Here is a 15,551-nt window from a genome sequence, read left to right on the forward strand (position 1 = left end):
GTAGGAGTACGAGTAGGAGTAACCGTCTTGGTTTTGGATATATTATAAGGAAAGCTCAGGATGAAACTACTCGTCACCGGCGGCGCCGGCTATGTCGGCTCCGTCCTGATTCCACGCCTGCTCAATGCCGGGCATCACGTGCGCGTGCTGGACAATTTGATGTACGGCGGCGCCAGCCTGCTGCCGCATTTCAGCGATCCCAAATTCGAGTTCATCAAAGGCAATATTCTGGATGAGGCGCGCGTGCGTGCCGCCACCCGCGGCGTCGATGCCATCATCCATCTCGCGGCCATTGTCGGCTATCCCGCCTGCAAGAAGAATGAACAGCTCGCGCACGACGTCAATTACATCGGCACCAAAATCGTCGAAAAGAATCGTGACCGCAACCAGTTGCTGCTCTACGCCTCCACCGGCTCCAACTACGGCGCCGTGGTCGGCCAGGTTTGCACCGAGGAAACCGCGCTCAATCCGCTCACCATTTACGGCACCACCAAGACCGAGGCCGAGCAGCATCTGCTCGATTCGCCCAACACGATTTGCTACCGCTACGCCACGGCCTTCGGCGTGTCACCGCGCATGCGCCTCGATTTGCTGATCAATGACTTCGTCTATCAGGCGGTGAAAGTGCGCAACCTCATCATTTATGAGCGCACCTTCAAGCGCACATTCATCCACGTGATCGACATGGCGCGCAGCTTCATGTTTGCGCTGGAGAACGCCGGCCGCATGATCGGCCAGGTCTACAACGTCGGCTCGGAGAAGATGAATTACAGCAAGGAGCAGATTGCCGACCTCGTGCGCCGCAAGGTCGATTTCTATCTGCATTACGCCGACGTCGGCAAGGATGAAGACCAGCGCAATTATGAGGTTTCATACGCCAAGATTCACAACCTCGGCTTCTACACCACCATTTCCGTTGAAGACGGCGTGGACGAGCTGATCCGTGCTTATGAAACCATCGACCTCCGCAACCCGCTCAGCAACGTGTGATGGCTGAAATCGCGAAGCCAACCGCAGCGGCACGCAACGGCGCGCCGCGCCGTGCCGCCCGCCAGATGAACGTGCTCGCGCGTTTACGCCGCAAGCTCCGGCGCGCGCGTACGCCCGTGCTGCTGGCCCCGGCCGCCGTGGCGCCACTGGCCGCGCCGCCGGTTTTTGTGATCGGCGTGCACCGCTCCGGCACCACCCTGCTGCGTTTGATCCTGGACAGCCATTCGCGCCTGGCCTGCCCGACCGAATCGATCTTTCTCTTGCCACTGAGCACGCTGTGGCGCGACGGCAAGGCGATGGCGGGTTTGCGCGCGATGGGCTTCGATGAAGAACACGTGCTGGCGAAGCTGCGCGAATTCAGCAGCTACTATTTTTCCTCGTATGCCGGCGCGCGTGGCAAACAGCGCTGGGCCGACAAGAGTCCGCATTACATCGATTGTCTCGATTTCGTCGAGCGGCTTTACGGCCCGCAGTGCCAGTATGTTTTCATCTATCGCCACGGCCTGGACGTGGCCTGCTCGGTGGGCGAGAAAGTGATTCGCCAGGCCGAGGCGATGAAGCAAGCCTGCGGTGATCCCTACGCCGGCGGTGCGCGCTACTGGGCGGAGCAATGCCGCAAGATGCTCGCCTTCCAGGCGCAGCATGCGAACCGCGTCTTCAGCATGCGCTATGAAGCACTGGTTGCCGAGCCGGAAAACCAGTGCCGCGCCTTGTTCGCGTTTCTTGGCGAGCCGTGGGAAGAGCAGGTGCTGCAGTTTCACCAGCAGGAGCACACTTCCGCGCCGGGCCTCGAGGATCCCATCGCTGCGACGAGCCGCGGCTTCACGCCGAGCGTGGGCAATTACCGCAAGCTGCCTGTGGAAATCGTGGCGCGCATGCAGGCGGAAGCCGGAGAGGTGTTGCGTGAATTGGGATATGAAATTTGATCGCGACGGCGGACGCGGGATTGGGACGCCGCCGGCGGCAAAAGTCGTTCGTCATCGCCATGTCGTCACGGGGAAGCCGGTGAAATCGCGGGTATGAGGCGAAGCCCCTCACCAACTCCCGTCTGGATGACCCGGCTCGCGGGGATGGCTTTCACGAAACGACTGCACCACCGGCGGCCACATTTTCCCGGGCAGCCGCCGGAGACAGACAACAGAAACGAATCATGATCTCAGCGAATTCCTTTTGGCAAAACAAGCGCGTGCTGGTCACCGGTGGCGCTGGCTTTCTCGGTAGTCACCTCGTGGACCGGCTGCGGCCGTTGGGCTGCGAAGTGATCGTGCCGCGCAAACGCGAATATGACTTCACCCGCCTGGAAGCGGCGCAGGCGTGTCTCACCCGGCATCAGCCGCAGGTGGTGATTCACTGTGCGGCCTACTACGGCGGCATCTGGATCAACCAGTTGTATCCCGGCCGGATCTTCTACGAGAACCTGGTGATGGGCGCGAACCTGATGGAAGCGGCACGCCAGGCGGGCGTGGAAAAATACGTGCAGATCGGCACTGCCTGCTCGTATCCCGGTTACCTCGAGAACGAGCTGGCTGAGAGAGATCTGTGGCAGGGCCTGCCTCATGAAACCGTGGTGAACTACGGCATGACCAAGAAGATTCTCGCGATTCAAGGCCTGGCCTACCGGAAGCAATACGGCTTTCACAGCATTCATCTGATTCTCACGAATCTCTACGGCCCGCGCGACACTTTTCATCCCGATCGTTCACACGTGGCGGCGGCACTGATCCGTAAGTTTGTCGAGGCGCAGCAAGCCGGTGCCCCCGCAGTGGAAGTGTGGGGCACGGGCCGGCCGATTCGCGAGTTTCTCTACGTCGAGGATTGCGCCGAGGGCATTCTGCGCGCCGCGGAACTCTACGATGACACGGAACCGCTGAACCTCGGCACCGGCGTGGGCACCTCGATCCGCGAGTTGGCGGAAACCATGCAGGAAGTCTCGGGCTACACCGGCGCCATTCACTGGAACACCTCCAAGCCCGACGGCCAGGCGAAAAAAATCCTCGACGTGACGCGCATGCGGGCCGCGCTGCAATGGCAGCCGCCGACCCCGCTGCGTGAAGGGCTGGCCCACACCGTGGCCTGGTACACTGCGAACAAAGCGGAGGCCGATCAACGCCTGTGAGTGCCTTGGACAAAGACACGCAGGCGGCCGTCACGGCGCCGGCAGCCTCTACCAATGGCCGGGTGAAACACCCGCGGCCAGAGGCGATGGCGCGCCACAGCGGCATTGTTTTGATCGGCACTTTCGCCGGCCGCGGCATCAATTTCATCGCGCAGGTCGTTCTGTCCAAACTGCTCGGTCTGAAAGATTTCGGCCTGTTTACGTACAGCAACTCGCTGCTGAGTTTTCTCGACGGCATTTGTTTGGGCGGCTTCTCGCAAACCACCGTGCGTTACATCGCCGTGGCGCGTGCGCAAGACCGGCCTGCGGACATTCGCCGGGTGATGCGCGTGGCGTTGCTGGTGATCATGGTGTTCTCGCTGCTCACCAGCGCCGTCTTGTTTGGGTGGCGCGAGCAAATCGCGAATCACTGGATCGGCCAGCCGGAAATGGCGGCGGTGCTGCCGTGGCTGGCGGTGATCCTGCCGGTGCTGGCGCTGCTTTCCTGGCTGGGCTTTGCGCTGCGCGCGTTTCGCGAAGTCGCGATGGAAGCGCTGATCCGGCGTAATCTGCAGCCCGTGGGTTTACTGCTGTTCGCCGGCGGCGTTTCGTTGGTGGCAACCATGAACGTGCACTGGGCCATGGCCGCGGTGCTGGCGAGCACCGCGTTGGCGGCCGTGCTCGGTCTGCTCAGATTGCGGCCGCACGTGCCCCCGGCAACGGCAGCGCCTGCCACTGTCTCCACCAGTGAAATGTTGCGCTTCACGCGGCGGGTATGGTTCTCGCGTTTCTCCGGCCTGGTTTTGAGTCAGGCGGACCGGCTGATGATCGGCTCGCTGTCGAGCATGTCGCAGGTCGGCATCTACCACGCCGCATTTCGCATCGCGGATTTTCAAACGCTGGCCATGGGCTCCTTCGTGCCGATGTTCAGCACCGTGATTGCCGAGGCCCACGGCCGCCACGATCAACCCGCCATCGTCAACTATTACCGCATGGTGGTGCGCTGGTCGTTGCTCGTCACGCTGCCGATTTGCCTGGCCTGTTGGGTCTTTGCCGAGCCGATCTTGCGTCTGTTCGGTGAAGAGTTTGCCGCGGGCGTGCCGGTGTTGCGCCTGATCGCGCTGGCTTCGCTGGTGGATGCCGGCGTCGGCCCCGCCGGCCAGTTTCTGCAGATGATGGGCCGCGAGAAATGGGAAATGCGCTTCATGTTCGGCGCGGCAGTGGCGGCGCTGGCGCTGAATGCCATTCTCATTCCCGGCTACGGCGCGGTGGGCGCTGCGCTCGGCAGCGGCGTGGCGATCGTAGGTTTGAACCTCAGCCGGTTGTTTGCATTGCGCAAGCTCCTGGGCATCTATCCTTACACTGCGTTGACCGTGCGTCTGCTCGCGCTGTGCGTGCTGGCGCTGCTGGCGGCCTGGGTGGTCAGTGCCGCGGGCACATGGGTGCAGGGCCTTGTCATGGCCGTGATTCTCGCCGCGGGCAGTCTGCTTTTTTGTTTGCATCCGGAAGATCGCGCAATGCTGCAACGCTTTCGACAGCGATTGAGAAGCCGGAGCTGAAGTGGGGGGGAAGTCGGGAAGAAAAATCAGAGCAGCAGGCAGGTTGGTGGCCCTGGTATCTTTTCAATCGTTCTCTGGCCGCGGCAATTTTCAGGTAGAACATGGGGTCCGCTGCGCGGGCTGCCTGGCGCTGGGTGGCGTAATCTTCACGCTGGGCAGCGAGGTAACGGCCAATCTCTTCACGATGAGCCAGGTAATCGGTGATGGTACCATAAACCTGCTCCACCGTGAGAACGGGAAAAGACTGGGCAATGCTCTCCGCGGATTGGCCGTTCAGGAAGGCGTAAACGATGGAATCGAGCGAGACGCGGGTGGACCCGACCCAATAACCGTTGTCGCGCTTTTCAACGCAAGTGGAATTCATGGCAAGTCACCGTCCGTTTGCGTTGTTCTGAGTGAAGAATAGCCCGAATTAACCGTCAGAAGTTATCAACCTACGCCAAAATTGCCAGACTGAGTTTGACGCCCATGAAGAACCTGCAGCCACCACCGCGCGTCTTTTGCCTCGGCCTCGATGGCGGCACCTGGACCGTGCTGCAACCACTCCTGCAAGCCGGTCATCTGCCCAATCTCCTGGCGCTGGCGAACGACGGCCTGAGCGGCGTGTTGCATTCCACTATTCCGCCGATCACCCCGGCGGCGTGGAGCACTTTCATGACCGGCTGCAATCCCGGCAAGCACGGCATTTTCGATTTTCAAGGCTATGACCGCCGCTCGAATCAGGCTTATCTCGTGAACGCGACTTCGTTGCGTGTGCCCACGCTCTGGCAGCTCCTCAGCCAGCACGGCAAGCGCGTGGCCGTGGTGGATTTGCCGGTAACCTATCCGCCGCCGGCGGTCAACGGCGTGATCGTCAGCGGACTGATGACGCCCAGCCGCGAATCGACGTTCACGCATCCCGCGACCTTGCTGGCGGAGCTGGAAGCGCAGTTGGGTTATGAATGGCCGCTGTTGAAAGAAGAAGATGAGAGTGGACGCCTGCACGCGGACTTCAGCGCTTTCCTTAAAAAGATGCGGCTGTTTCTCGACAGCCGCGTGCAGGCCATGCTTTATCTCTTGCGGCGCGCGCCCTGGGACTTCGCTTTTCTGCAACTGCAGTGCGTGGATTTCCTGCAGCATGCGCTCTGGCCGCATCTCGAAGCCGGGCATCCCGATTTTCAGCGCGAGCGCCAGCAGCGGATCCTCCGGGATTTCTTTGCGCCCCTCGATCAGGCGGTGGGCGAACTGGTGGCGGCTGCCCGCCACAGCATGGGCGAACAAACGCTGATGCTGGTACTCTCCGATCACGGCTTTCAGCGCCATCGCGTGCGCGCCGAGCTGAATCACTGGCTGCATGCCAACGGCTTTCTCGTGCCGCAGACGGAAGCGCCTTCGCGCTGGATGCGCCATGCCGGCTTGATTCGCCGGCTGGACGTGCTGCAACTGCGCAAGCGGCTGCTGCCCAAATCGCGGCGCCAGGCGCTGGGCACCAGGCTGCGGCTGCACAGCATCGATCATCAACGCTCGCTCGCCTATGCGGTCAGTTCATTTTGGGGATATTTGTATCTCGGCCCCGGCGCCAGCGTGTCGCAAGTCGCCGACTTGATCGAGAAGTTGTATGCCTGGCGCGATCCCGCCACGCAGCAGCCGGTGGTGCGCAAGGTATTTCGCCGCGAGGAAATCTTCAGCGGGCCGGCGTGCGAGCGGCTGCCGGATCTCATCGTCGAGCCGGCACCGGGCTGCACGTTTTCCTCCAAAACGTTTTTTCAAAACGGCACGCTGCTGGCGCCGGTGACGCCGGAGGACTTTCACGCCGGCACGCATGAAAGCCGGGGCATTTTTGTTCTCAATGGCGCGGGGGTGGTGCAGGGCGCGCCGGGGCAGTCGCACGAAGCCGCGCTGCAAGATGTGATGCCGACTTTGCTGCACTGGCTGGGTCTGCCGGTGCCGGCGCATTGCGACGGCCGCGTGCGGTCGGAATGGTTCGACCGGCCAGCAGTCGCGATCGCGTATCACCAGCCCGCGGCAGCGGTGCAGGAAGAAGTCGCATTCAGTGATGAGGAAGAGCGTGAGCTGCAGCGGCGGCTGCAAACTCTGGGGTACATGTAGCATCATGTCACGTGTCATCAAAAGGAATCTGCCGCGCTGGCGCTGGCTGGCCGCGGTTCTGCTGCTCGGCGGTGTGGCCCCGGTGCTGGCGCAAGCCTCGCTTTGCGGCTACGTGCCCGGCCTCGGCACCCGCGCGCAGGCTTTCACCTTTGGCATTTGGGGCGATCCGCAGGTCGCCTATTATGCGCCCGGCACCCGCTTCGACAGCGAGGACAACAAAGTCAACGCGCAGACCGTTGTGCCGCGGCTGCAGCAAACCGTGGCGCTGACCAATCGGCTCGCGCCGGCGTTCGTCATCACGCTGGGTGACAACATTCACAACACCGGCGAATGGGAAAATTTCAACGTCTTCGTGCAGGCCGTCAAGCCGCTGCAAATGCCGCTCTATCTGCTGATGGGCAATCACGATCACGTGCCAGCCGCGGACACGCTCCCCGGCAATCCCCTCGGCCGCCGTGAGTTTGCCAACTTTCTCTGGGCGCAGCAGCAGATCAACGGACTGGACAAGGTGAATTATTCTTTCGATGCCGGGGACTGGCATTTCATCCTCTTCTCGCAGCCTGGTGGACATGGCTATGGCATCGATGCCTATCTCGAGCGCCATCCCGAATTTCTCGCCTGGCTGGAGGCGGACCTGGCCGCCCATCGCGACCGGCCGACGATGTTCTTCACGCATCATCCGCTGCTGCCGGTGGGCCGCGCGCAATTCGATCAATACGGCCCGGGCGCGGCACACCGCGCCAGATTTGTCGAAGTGCTCACCCGCCATGGCAACGTCAAGTATGCCTTCTTTGGCCACGTGCACAACACGGTTGCCGCCGTGCCGTTGATCTCCTGGCGCTACCGCGGCACAGCTTTTCTCGTCATGCCGAACGCCGCCAATTTCGCCCGAACCGCGGACTACCACGAAACCGCGCAATCGTCATGGGGTGTGGGGCTGGTGAAGCTCAATGGTCAGGTCTGTGAAGCCATCACGTTTCACACGCTCGCCAGCGAAACCATTGCCATCAATCCGGACAGCCTCGAAGAATATGACGACCAGGTCTATGGCTATCTGCAGCCCGAATGGGCGTGGCCTGCCGCGCCGGCGCTGCGCAATGGCGGTTTTGAAGAGACCGCGCTTGCCGGGTGGTTCGTCAATCATCTGCTGCCCTATGAGAATCCGCCGCAGCAGAAGCGCCGGTTGGTGACCGGCGGCGCATTCGAAGGCAGCCGCTTTCTCTATCTTTACACCAAAGCCCGTGCCTCCGGCAATGACACGCAAAGTTATCTCACCGCGGAAGTACGGCAGGCGGCAAGCGTTCCAGCAGCCGGCCAGTGGCCGGTGTTGAAGCTGCACTACAATATTCCAGCGGCGGAGTATGTCAATCCCGAGGCTTGCAGCCCTTATGTGATGGTGGCGGGATACCAAACCGGCGAGCGGGTCTATCGTTTTGCGGTGGCATACGCGCTGGGCAAGGCCTTCAGCTTTTTCGGCGTGCGCGGGCCGTATGCCTGCCTGGAGCTGGCACCGGTTTTCGACGACTGGCGGGAGCTGACGCTTTATCCCCGCTCCGACTTTGCACGGTTCTTTCCGGAGAAGAATTGGGAGAAGCTCGCGATCGACCGGGTGGTGGTGACGCTGGGGGTACACAACGACAATTACTCCAACGCGCAAGCGCCGGCAGAAATCGGTGTCGCGTTCGATGCGGTCAACTGGACCACGGTCAGTGTGCCGACGCCGCCCACCGCGGGTGTGAATGCCGAGCAGGTTTCCCATCCGGTGAGCTTTACGCTGCGCCAAAACCATCCGAATCCGTTTTCTCCCGCCACCCGGATTGCCTTCGAGTTGCGGCGCGCCGCCACCGTGCGGATTAAGATTTTTGATTTGACCGGCAGGTTGGTGGCCAGTCTGCAGGAGGGCAGGATGGCATCCGGCTCGCATTCCCTCACTTGGCAACCGGGGGAAGAAGTGGCGGACGGCGTGTATCTATTCATGCTCGCTGCGGATGAGGAAGTGGCGTTGAAAAAGATGTTGCGGCTGAGAGGCTCGCAGCCGCGTCCGTAGCGTAACCAACTCGAGTAGTCACCTCAAAAGAACTGCAGGAGTGCTGTCATGTCATGGGGAAGAATTTGCCTGGCAGTGGTTCTCGGGCTGCTGCCGCTCAGTGGCGCGGCCAACGGCGGGACGCCAACACCGCGGGCGAAGCCGAACCTCGTTCTCTTGATCGCCGACCAGTTGCGGCAGTGTTCGATGCGCTATGCCGGCAATGCGCAGATTATCACGCCCAACCTCGACCGGCTCGTGCTGCAGAGCACGCGCGTCATGAATTGCGTGTCGAACCTCACGCTGTGTACGCCCTACCGGGCGATGCTGATGACGGGGCGGTATTCGCACACACTCGGCATTTTCGGAAATCACGCCTGGCTGCCGGCGGAGGAATTGAGCCTGGCCGAGGTGCTGCGCGCGCAGGGCTATGCCTGCGGCTTCTTGGGCAAGTGGCATCTGGCGGGTGAGGAAAAGTTCGATTTCATTCCGCCGGGACCGCTGCGCCAGGGCTGGGACGAGTTTTGGGCGGCCTACAACTACGGTGATGTGCACAGCGCGCAAAACTACCTGTTGGGCGACGACCCACAAGTGCGCGTCATGCCCGGACACTCCGCCGACGGTTTCACGGACTATGCGCTGCAGTTCATGGCCGAGCACAAAGACCGGCCGTTTGCGCTGGTGGTGGCGTGGGCGCCGCCGCACAACCCGTATCTCGACGTCCCGGACATGTGGAAGAAATTGTACACGCCTGCGCAGATCGAGTTGCGCCCCAACTTCGCGCATTTCGTCGCCGAGTATCAGCGGCGAATCGCGGGCTACTATGCACTCACTAGCAACCTCGACTGGAATGTCGGCAGAATCATGGCCGGTCTCGATTCTTTGGGACTGGCAGAGAACACCATTCTGGTCTTCACCTCGGATCACGGCGACATGCTCGGCTCCCAGGGGCATGAGTTCAAGCAGCGGCCCTGGCACGAGAGCACGCATGTGCCGCTGATCATTCGCTATCCCGGTGTTGTGCAGGCAAATCGCGAGACCGACTTGTTGTTCAACACGCCGGATTTCATGCCGACCCTGCTGGGTCTGGCCGGCATCCCAATTCCGGCGACGGTTGACGGCGCGGATCATTCCGCCTTCTTGCGCGGCGAGACCGGAGAGCAGCCGGCGAGTGCATACCTTTACAATCCCCAGCCTTTTCCGAATGCGGACCAGTTCATTCGACCGTGGGAAGGCGTGGTGACCAAGCGCTACACTTATGCGCTCGCCGATACCGGCCACTGGCTCTTGTATGACAATCTCACGGATCCGTACCAGTCACACAATCTCGTGGACGATCCGATTCATGCGGCGCTGCGCGATTCCCTGCGCGGTGTTTTGCAGCAGTGGCAGCGGCGATTCAATGATCCCTTTCCGCAGGGTGTGAGTTCGCCGCATGAGGAAGAGGGCCTCAGAGACCGGTTGGAATATGCCATGCCGAATCCGTTTCGGGGAACGACGTCGGCGCAATTCACCTTGGCGCGGCCCTCGACGGTGACGCTGCGCCTCTATAATCTCGCGGGCCAGGAGGTCGCCACCATCTTTCAAGGCGCGCTGGCGGCCGGGCGGCACCAACTGCCGGTCACCCCGGTACAGCTCGCTGCCGGCGTTTATTTCTTGCGCTTGCAAACGGCCAGGCAATTCGCGGTGCAGAAAATCGTGCTGCTGCCGTGAACTGAGCCAACAAGATTGATTCAAAACGCGCTGCATCTCCGGCGCCGGCGAACAGCGCCGGAAGCGCAGCGCCCACTTACAGCCCGACAATGGCAAGTGATCAGACCATCAGCGTCATCATCCCGGCTTACAATGCCGGCCGCTGGCTGCGCCGCGCCGTGGCGAGTTGCCTGGCGCAAACCCTGCCGGCGACTGAGATCATCATCGTGGATGACGGCTCGCGTGATGATACAGTTGCCGTAGCCGAGCGGCTCGCCGCCCGTCAGGCGAACGTGCGCGTGTTTCAGCAACTCCGCAACAGCGGACCGGCGGCCGCGCGCAGCCGCGGCGTGGCCGTGAGCCGGGGCGCGTTGCTCGCGTTTCTCGATGCCGATGACACCTGGGCGCCAGACAAACTCGAAAAACAAATGGCCATTGTGCAGGCCCGGCCGGATACCGGGCTGGTCTTTACCGCGCTGCAGGAGCGTGATGTTCATGGCCGCAAGCTGCGCGAAGTGTGGCACGAATTTCCGCGCGACCGGCGCCGTCGCGTCATTGCCTCGTTTCTGTTTCGACTGAACATGTTGACGCCGACCATGTTTTTGCCGCGGCGCGTCTATGATCGCGCCGGCGGCTTCGACGAACGGCTGCGCATAGGCGAAGACCATCTGCTGTTCATGAAAATCGCCGCTGATCATGAAGTGGTCTATCTGCCGGAACTGTTGGTTGATCGCTGGGTCGTGCCCGCGAGCCATTCCAAGTCCGGCACGCCGGCGGCAATGCAAGTCGAGTTTCAGCAATTCATGGCGGTGGCGGTGCAGCACTTCCCCTACTTGCGGGATCATCTGCCGGCGCTGACCGCGAAGATGCACTTTCAAATCGGCCGGCGATTTCAAAAGCAAGGCGACCGGCGCAGCGCGCGGCGGCATTTTCTCGCCAGTCTGCGCACGCAGCCCGGCCTCAAGTCCGGCCTGGCTTGGTTGACCGCCGCGCTGCCGGCGAGCTGGCAGGTTCACTTTCACGAAACCCCGCGGCGACGCCGGCTGTTTGTGACGGCACGGTGATCCCATCGCCGGTTGCAGTGCCGGGGCTGGCAATTGCAGGCGAACCGCGTCAAGTTGACGCAGCGCTCACATGATTCGCAAACACGATCTATGCTCAAACTGGAAAAACTGGCTTTCTGGATCACCCTGACGACCTTCGCCTTCCCGCTGGCCATGCGTCTGGACAACGGCTACCGCCTGTACCTTTTCGAAGTGCCGCTGTGGGCCGTTTACTTTTTTTGGGCCTTTCGCCTCGGTCTGCGCGATCAGCGCCTGCGGCTTACCAAGTTTGACTTCTATTTCGCCCTGTTCATGGTATGGCTGCTGGTGTCGATCGCTTACAACAATGCGTGGGACGTCGGCGCCAACAACTGGTGGTTCTGGATCAAGTCTTTCCTGGTCGGATTTTATCTCCGCCATAACCTGAGCCGCCTGTACCCGCTGTCGGCGCTCGTGGCGTTCCTGGTGGTGATGATCTCGCTGCAATCGGCGTTGGGCCTGCTGCAGGGCATCACCCAGTCCAGTATCGGCGCGGTACAGCAGTATTTCGGCCAGGAGATGGAGCATATTTCCATCTACAAAGCCGGGGTGATGAATCTCGTGCGGGTGCAGGGCACGTTCAAGCACGCCAACATCCTCGGCAACTGGATCGTCATGCTGCTGCCGTTGATTGTGGCCAAGGCGTTGATGAGCACCAGCCGCGCCCGGCTGTTCTACTGGATTTGCGCGGCCATCGCCGGCATCGCTTTGGTGCTCACGCTGTCGCGCGGCAACTGGGGCGCGGCGGTTTTCGGCATGCTGGTGATGTTCAACGCCACCGGCGTGCTCACCCTGAAACGGGTGAACTGGTCGCGCCTGGTTTTCAGCTCACTGCTGGCCGCTGTCTTTTTGATGACCCTGATTTTTACGTATGCCGCGGAGATTGCGCTTTTTTCCGACGCCCTGACCCAGCGCATCGAGATGCTGCCCGGCAGCCGCAGCGAAACCACGCGCTACAATTTGCTGCTGGCCTCTTCCGAGCTGATCGTGGAGAATCCCGTTCTCGGGGTGGGGCTGGGGCGTTCCAACGAGCTGCTGCATTACACCGAGTATGAAATCCGCGACCGCTTCAGCGCCACGGTGCACAACATTTTCATGATTATTGCCACCGAGGGCGGGCTGTTCGCCTGCGTGCTTTTTCTGCTCGCGGTTTGGCAGCCGTTCCGGCATGTTTACCGTCTGGCCAAGGCCAAACGGGAAGGCGCGGCGGAGGTGGTGGGCGTGGTGGCGGCCGGCATCGTCGGCGGCTACAGCGCGATTCTCTTCGCGATGTTGTGGTACACCGGCATGGTCGAGCAGGCGGAACTGCCGCTGATCCTGACCTTTTTTCACCTGGCGCTCGGCATGCGTGCCGAAAAGCCTGTTCCTGCGGCAAGCGCGGCGCTCGTGCTGCCTCCTGAAGACAGGTGGCGTCTCGCACCGCCGGTGTCACTATGAAAGGTCAACGCATTCGCATTCTCTACTTCAGTTCGTTCTTTGTCGCGCAAGGCGGTGCTTCGCTCAGCTTTCTGAAACTGATGGAAATTTTCAACGACCATCGTTTCGCCGCCTGGGCGGTTTTGCCGAAAGAGGCACAAGCGCAGGTGGCGCGCCTGCACCTGCCGCCGGAGCTGGTGCGGCACATCACCTATCTCACGCTCGATCGCATCTGCCGCAAGCTGCTCAATCCCTATTATCTCTTGCGCTTCCTCGGCCGGGCGGTCACCAGCGTGCTGTTGCTTCGGCGGTTGCTGCGGCAGGAACAGATCGACCTGGTGCATGCCAACGACGTGCGCGATTTTCACGCGCCGCTGGCGGCGTGGACCTGCGGCATTCCGGTGGTCTGGCATCTGCGCGCCAGCCGGCCGAATCCGCTGACGCGCTATCCGGTGGCGACGATGATGCACCTGCTGGCCACGCGCATCGTGGCGGTCTCGCGCTGCACCGCGCGGCAAATGGTGTTGCGGCGCAGTTTCGCGCAAAACAAAGTGATGGTGATTTACAACCCCGGGCCATATCGCGAGCGGTTTCATGCCGGCGTGGAAGGCACGGCGGTGCGGCGGGAATTCAGCCTGCCGGCTGACGCGCCGGTGATCACGCTGATTGCCAAGCTCTCGCGGCGCAAGGGCCATGGTGTGCTGCTGCAGGCGATTCCCTTGATTCGGGAGAAATTCCCGCAAGCGCGCTTCTTGATCGTCGGTGGGGAATTGCCCGGTCACGAACGTTATGCGCGGGAATTGCGCCAACAAGCGGAGCCACTGGAGCAGGCAGGCGTGTTGCGCTTCACCGGCGAACGCAGCGACATTCCGCAACTCATGGCCGCGAGCGACGTGATCGTGCAATGTTCGACCTACGATGACCCGTTTCCCGGCGTGGTGCTGGAGGCGATGGCAATCGGTAAAGTGGTAGTGGCGGCCAATGCCGGCGGCATGCCCGAGCAAATCCGCCACGGTGAAGACGGTTTGCTGTTCGACAAGGGGGATGCCAGTGACTTGGCGGAGAAGGTGATCACGGTGCTGGCGGATCCGGCGCGCCGGCGCAGGTTCGAGCAGGCCGTGAGCAAGAATCTCGACCGCAAATTCAATTTCGAGAGGTTTATCGAAGAGTTCAGAAACCTTTATCAGACGCTGGCGGCCCGCAGGCCGTCGCGGCGGGGAACGAGCATGACGGCTGCCGCCACGCTGAAATGAGCTTGATCTGGGGCAGTTGCACCTCACCCCGCGCACCCGCTTTGGGGATCAAAATATGGGAGGCATGCTATGGGAAAGCCGGGCGTGCGTATTCTGTTTTTTAGTTCATTCTTTGTTGCGCAGGGCGGAGCTTCTCTCTGTTTCTTGAAGTTGCTTGAGACTTTCAACCGCCGGGGCTTCGTCGCTCACGCGATTTTGCCGAAAGAGGCGCAAGCACAGGTGGCGCGCTTGCAGCTCGCGCCGGAGCTGGCGCGGCACTTCACCTATCTCACGCTCGATCGCATCTGCCGCAGGCTGCTCAATCCGGTTGACTTGCTGCGCTTCCTCGGCCGGGCGATTACCAGCGTGCTGTCGATCCGGCGGTTGCTGCGCCAGCTCGAGATCGACGTGGTGCATGCCAATGATCTGCGCGACTTTCACGCGCCGCTGGCGGCGTGGAGCTGCGGCATTCCGGTGGTCTGGCATCTGCGCGCCAGCCGGCCGAATCCGCTGACGCGCTATCCGGTGGCGGCGATGATGCACCTGCTCGCCACCCGCATTGTGGCGGTCTCGCAGTGCACCGCACGGCAGATGGCGCTGCGGCGCAGCTTCGCGCAAAACAAGGTGACGGTGATTTATGATCCCGGACCGTATCGCGAGCAGTTTCATCCCGGCGTGGAAGGCACGGCGGTGCGCCGGGAATTCAGCCTGCCGGCTGACACGCCGGTGATCACGCTGATTGCCAAGCTCTCGCGGCGCAAGGGCCATCGCGTGCTGCTGCAGGCGATTCCCTTGATTCGGGAGAAATTCCCGCAAGCGCGCTTCTTGATCGTCGGCGGAGAACTGCCCGGCCACGAACGTTACGCGCGGGAACTGCGCCAACAAGCGGAGCCGCTGGAGCAGGCAGGCGTGTTGCGCTTCACCGGCGAACGCAGCGACATTCCGCAACTCATGGCCGCGAGCGACGTGATCGTGCAATGTTCGACCTACGATGATCCGTTTCCCGGCGTGGTGTTGGAGGCAATGGCAATGGGCAAAGTGGTGGTGGCAACCAAAGCCGGCGGCGTGCCCAAGCAAATCCGCCACGGCGAAGACGGTTTGCTGTTCCGCATGGGTGACGCAGCCGAGCTGGCGCAACATGTAAACGAAGTGCTGGCGGATCCGGCGCTGAAACAGAAACTGGGGCACGCGGCGGTGAAAAACCTCGCCTGCCGATTCAACTTTGAAAAGTTCATGAACGAGTTCAGGCGCTTGTATGAGACGCTGGCCGCCGGCGATTCGCAGCAGCACCGGCGGAGCGCCCCCGCTGGTTTGGGCCGGCTTGACCTGGCGGCAGTGACCGTGGAACGGATTGCAAACCAATGAGGACAA

Annotated in this window: 11 protein-coding genes and 1 pseudogene; 11 read left to right on the forward strand and 1 reads right to left on the reverse strand. The window is 61.8% G+C overall.

The window, feature by feature from the left end; all coding sequences use genetic code 11:
• Nucleotides 1-60: 60 nt before the first annotated feature.
• From L6R21_15425 to L6R21_15440, 4 genes are all read left to right on the forward strand, one after another.
• A complete protein-coding gene (locus tag L6R21_15425; GenBank protein MCK6560583.1) occupies nucleotides 61-990 on the forward strand; it encodes an NAD(P)-dependent oxidoreductase in 930 nt (309 codons plus the stop codon).
• Nucleotides 990-1,916, forward strand: coding sequence for a sulfotransferase (locus tag L6R21_15430; GenBank protein MCK6560584.1), 927 nt, complete (start codon nucleotides 990-992; stop codon nucleotides 1,914-1,916). The genes L6R21_15425 and L6R21_15430 overlap by 1 nt, the downstream gene beginning before the upstream one ends.
• 224 nt (nucleotides 1,917-2,140) lie before the next feature.
• Nucleotides 2,141-3,106, forward strand: a complete 966-nt coding sequence (locus tag L6R21_15435; GenBank protein MCK6560585.1) for a GDP-L-fucose synthase — start codon at nucleotides 2,141-2,143, stop codon at nucleotides 3,104-3,106.
• On the forward strand, nucleotides 3,103-4,644 hold the full coding sequence (locus L6R21_15440; GenBank protein MCK6560586.1) for a flippase: 1,542 nt from the start codon (nucleotides 3,103-3,105) through the stop codon (nucleotides 4,642-4,644). Before L6R21_15435 ends, L6R21_15440 begins: the two co-directional genes overlap by 4 nt.
• Before the next feature lie 73 nt (nucleotides 4,645-4,717).
• On the opposite strand, the pseudogene L6R21_15445 reads toward L6R21_15440, so the two are convergent.
• Nucleotides 4,718-5,008: pseudogene (locus tag L6R21_15445) on the reverse strand (DUF433 domain-containing protein).
• A gap of 104 nt (nucleotides 5,009-5,112) precedes the next feature.
• Between L6R21_15445 and L6R21_15450 the strand changes: the two are divergent.
• From L6R21_15450 to L6R21_15480, 7 genes are all read left to right on the forward strand, one after another.
• Nucleotides 5,113-6,732, forward strand: a complete 1,620-nt coding sequence (locus L6R21_15450; protein ID MCK6560587.1) for an alkaline phosphatase family protein — start codon at nucleotides 5,113-5,115, stop codon at nucleotides 6,730-6,732.
• A 4-nt stretch (nucleotides 6,733-6,736) separates the two neighbouring features.
• Nucleotides 6,737-8,779 (forward strand): metallophosphoesterase, encoded by a 2,043-nt coding sequence (locus L6R21_15455; protein ID MCK6560588.1) that lies wholly within the window; start codon nucleotides 6,737-6,739, stop codon nucleotides 8,777-8,779.
• A gap of 48 nt (nucleotides 8,780-8,827) precedes the next feature.
• Nucleotides 8,828-10,471 (forward strand): sulfatase-like hydrolase/transferase, encoded by a 1,644-nt coding sequence (locus tag L6R21_15460; GenBank protein MCK6560589.1) that lies wholly within the window; start codon nucleotides 8,828-8,830, stop codon nucleotides 10,469-10,471.
• Nucleotides 10,472-10,560: 89 nt separating this feature from the next.
• A complete protein-coding gene (locus tag L6R21_15465; GenBank protein ID MCK6560590.1) occupies nucleotides 10,561-11,514 on the forward strand; it encodes a glycosyltransferase in 954 nt (317 codons plus the stop codon).
• A 90-nt stretch (nucleotides 11,515-11,604) separates the two neighbouring features.
• Nucleotides 11,605-12,969, forward strand: a complete 1,365-nt coding sequence (locus L6R21_15470; GenBank protein MCK6560591.1) for an O-antigen ligase family protein — start codon at nucleotides 11,605-11,607, stop codon at nucleotides 12,967-12,969.
• Complete coding sequence (locus tag L6R21_15475) at nucleotides 12,966-14,201, forward strand: glycosyltransferase family 4 protein (protein MCK6560592.1); 1,236 nt, start codon at nucleotides 12,966-12,968, stop codon at nucleotides 14,199-14,201. The genes L6R21_15470 and L6R21_15475 overlap by 4 nt, the downstream gene beginning before the upstream one ends.
• A 144-nt stretch (nucleotides 14,202-14,345) precedes the next feature.
• Nucleotides 14,346-15,545, forward strand: a complete 1,200-nt coding sequence (locus tag L6R21_15480) for a glycosyltransferase family 4 protein (protein ID MCK6560593.1) — start codon at nucleotides 14,346-14,348, stop codon at nucleotides 15,543-15,545.
• Nucleotides 15,546-15,551: the final 6 nt, after the last annotated feature.

It is taken from the genome of bacterium, from assembly GCA_023150945.1.
Classification (GTDB): Bacteria; Zhuqueibacterota; Zhuqueibacteria; order Zhuqueibacterales; family Zhuqueibacteraceae; genus Coneutiohabitans.

Coding starts and splice junctions, on each gene's coding strand:
- L6R21_15425 (MCK6560583.1), top strand. CDS start 61: ATGAAACTACTCGTCACCGGCGGCGCCGGCTATGTCGGCTCCGTCCTG.
- L6R21_15430 (MCK6560584.1), top strand. CDS start 990: ATGGCTGAAATCGCGAAGCCAACCGCAGCGGCACGCAACGGCGCGCCG.
- L6R21_15435 (MCK6560585.1), top strand. CDS start 2,141: ATGATCTCAGCGAATTCCTTTTGGCAAAACAAGCGCGTGCTGGTCACC.
- L6R21_15450 (MCK6560587.1), top strand. CDS start 5,113: ATGAAGAACCTGCAGCCACCACCGCGCGTCTTTTGCCTCGGCCTCGAT.
- L6R21_15455 (MCK6560588.1), top strand. CDS start 6,737: ATGTCACGTGTCATCAAAAGGAATCTGCCGCGCTGGCGCTGGCTGGCC.
- L6R21_15460 (MCK6560589.1), top strand. CDS start 8,828: ATGTCATGGGGAAGAATTTGCCTGGCAGTGGTTCTCGGGCTGCTGCCG.
- L6R21_15465 (MCK6560590.1), top strand. CDS start 10,561: ATGGCAAGTGATCAGACCATCAGCGTCATCATCCCGGCTTACAATGCC.
- L6R21_15470 (MCK6560591.1), top strand. CDS start 11,605: ATGCTCAAACTGGAAAAACTGGCTTTCTGGATCACCCTGACGACCTTC.
- L6R21_15475 (MCK6560592.1), top strand. CDS start 12,966: ATGAAAGGTCAACGCATTCGCATTCTCTACTTCAGTTCGTTCTTTGTC.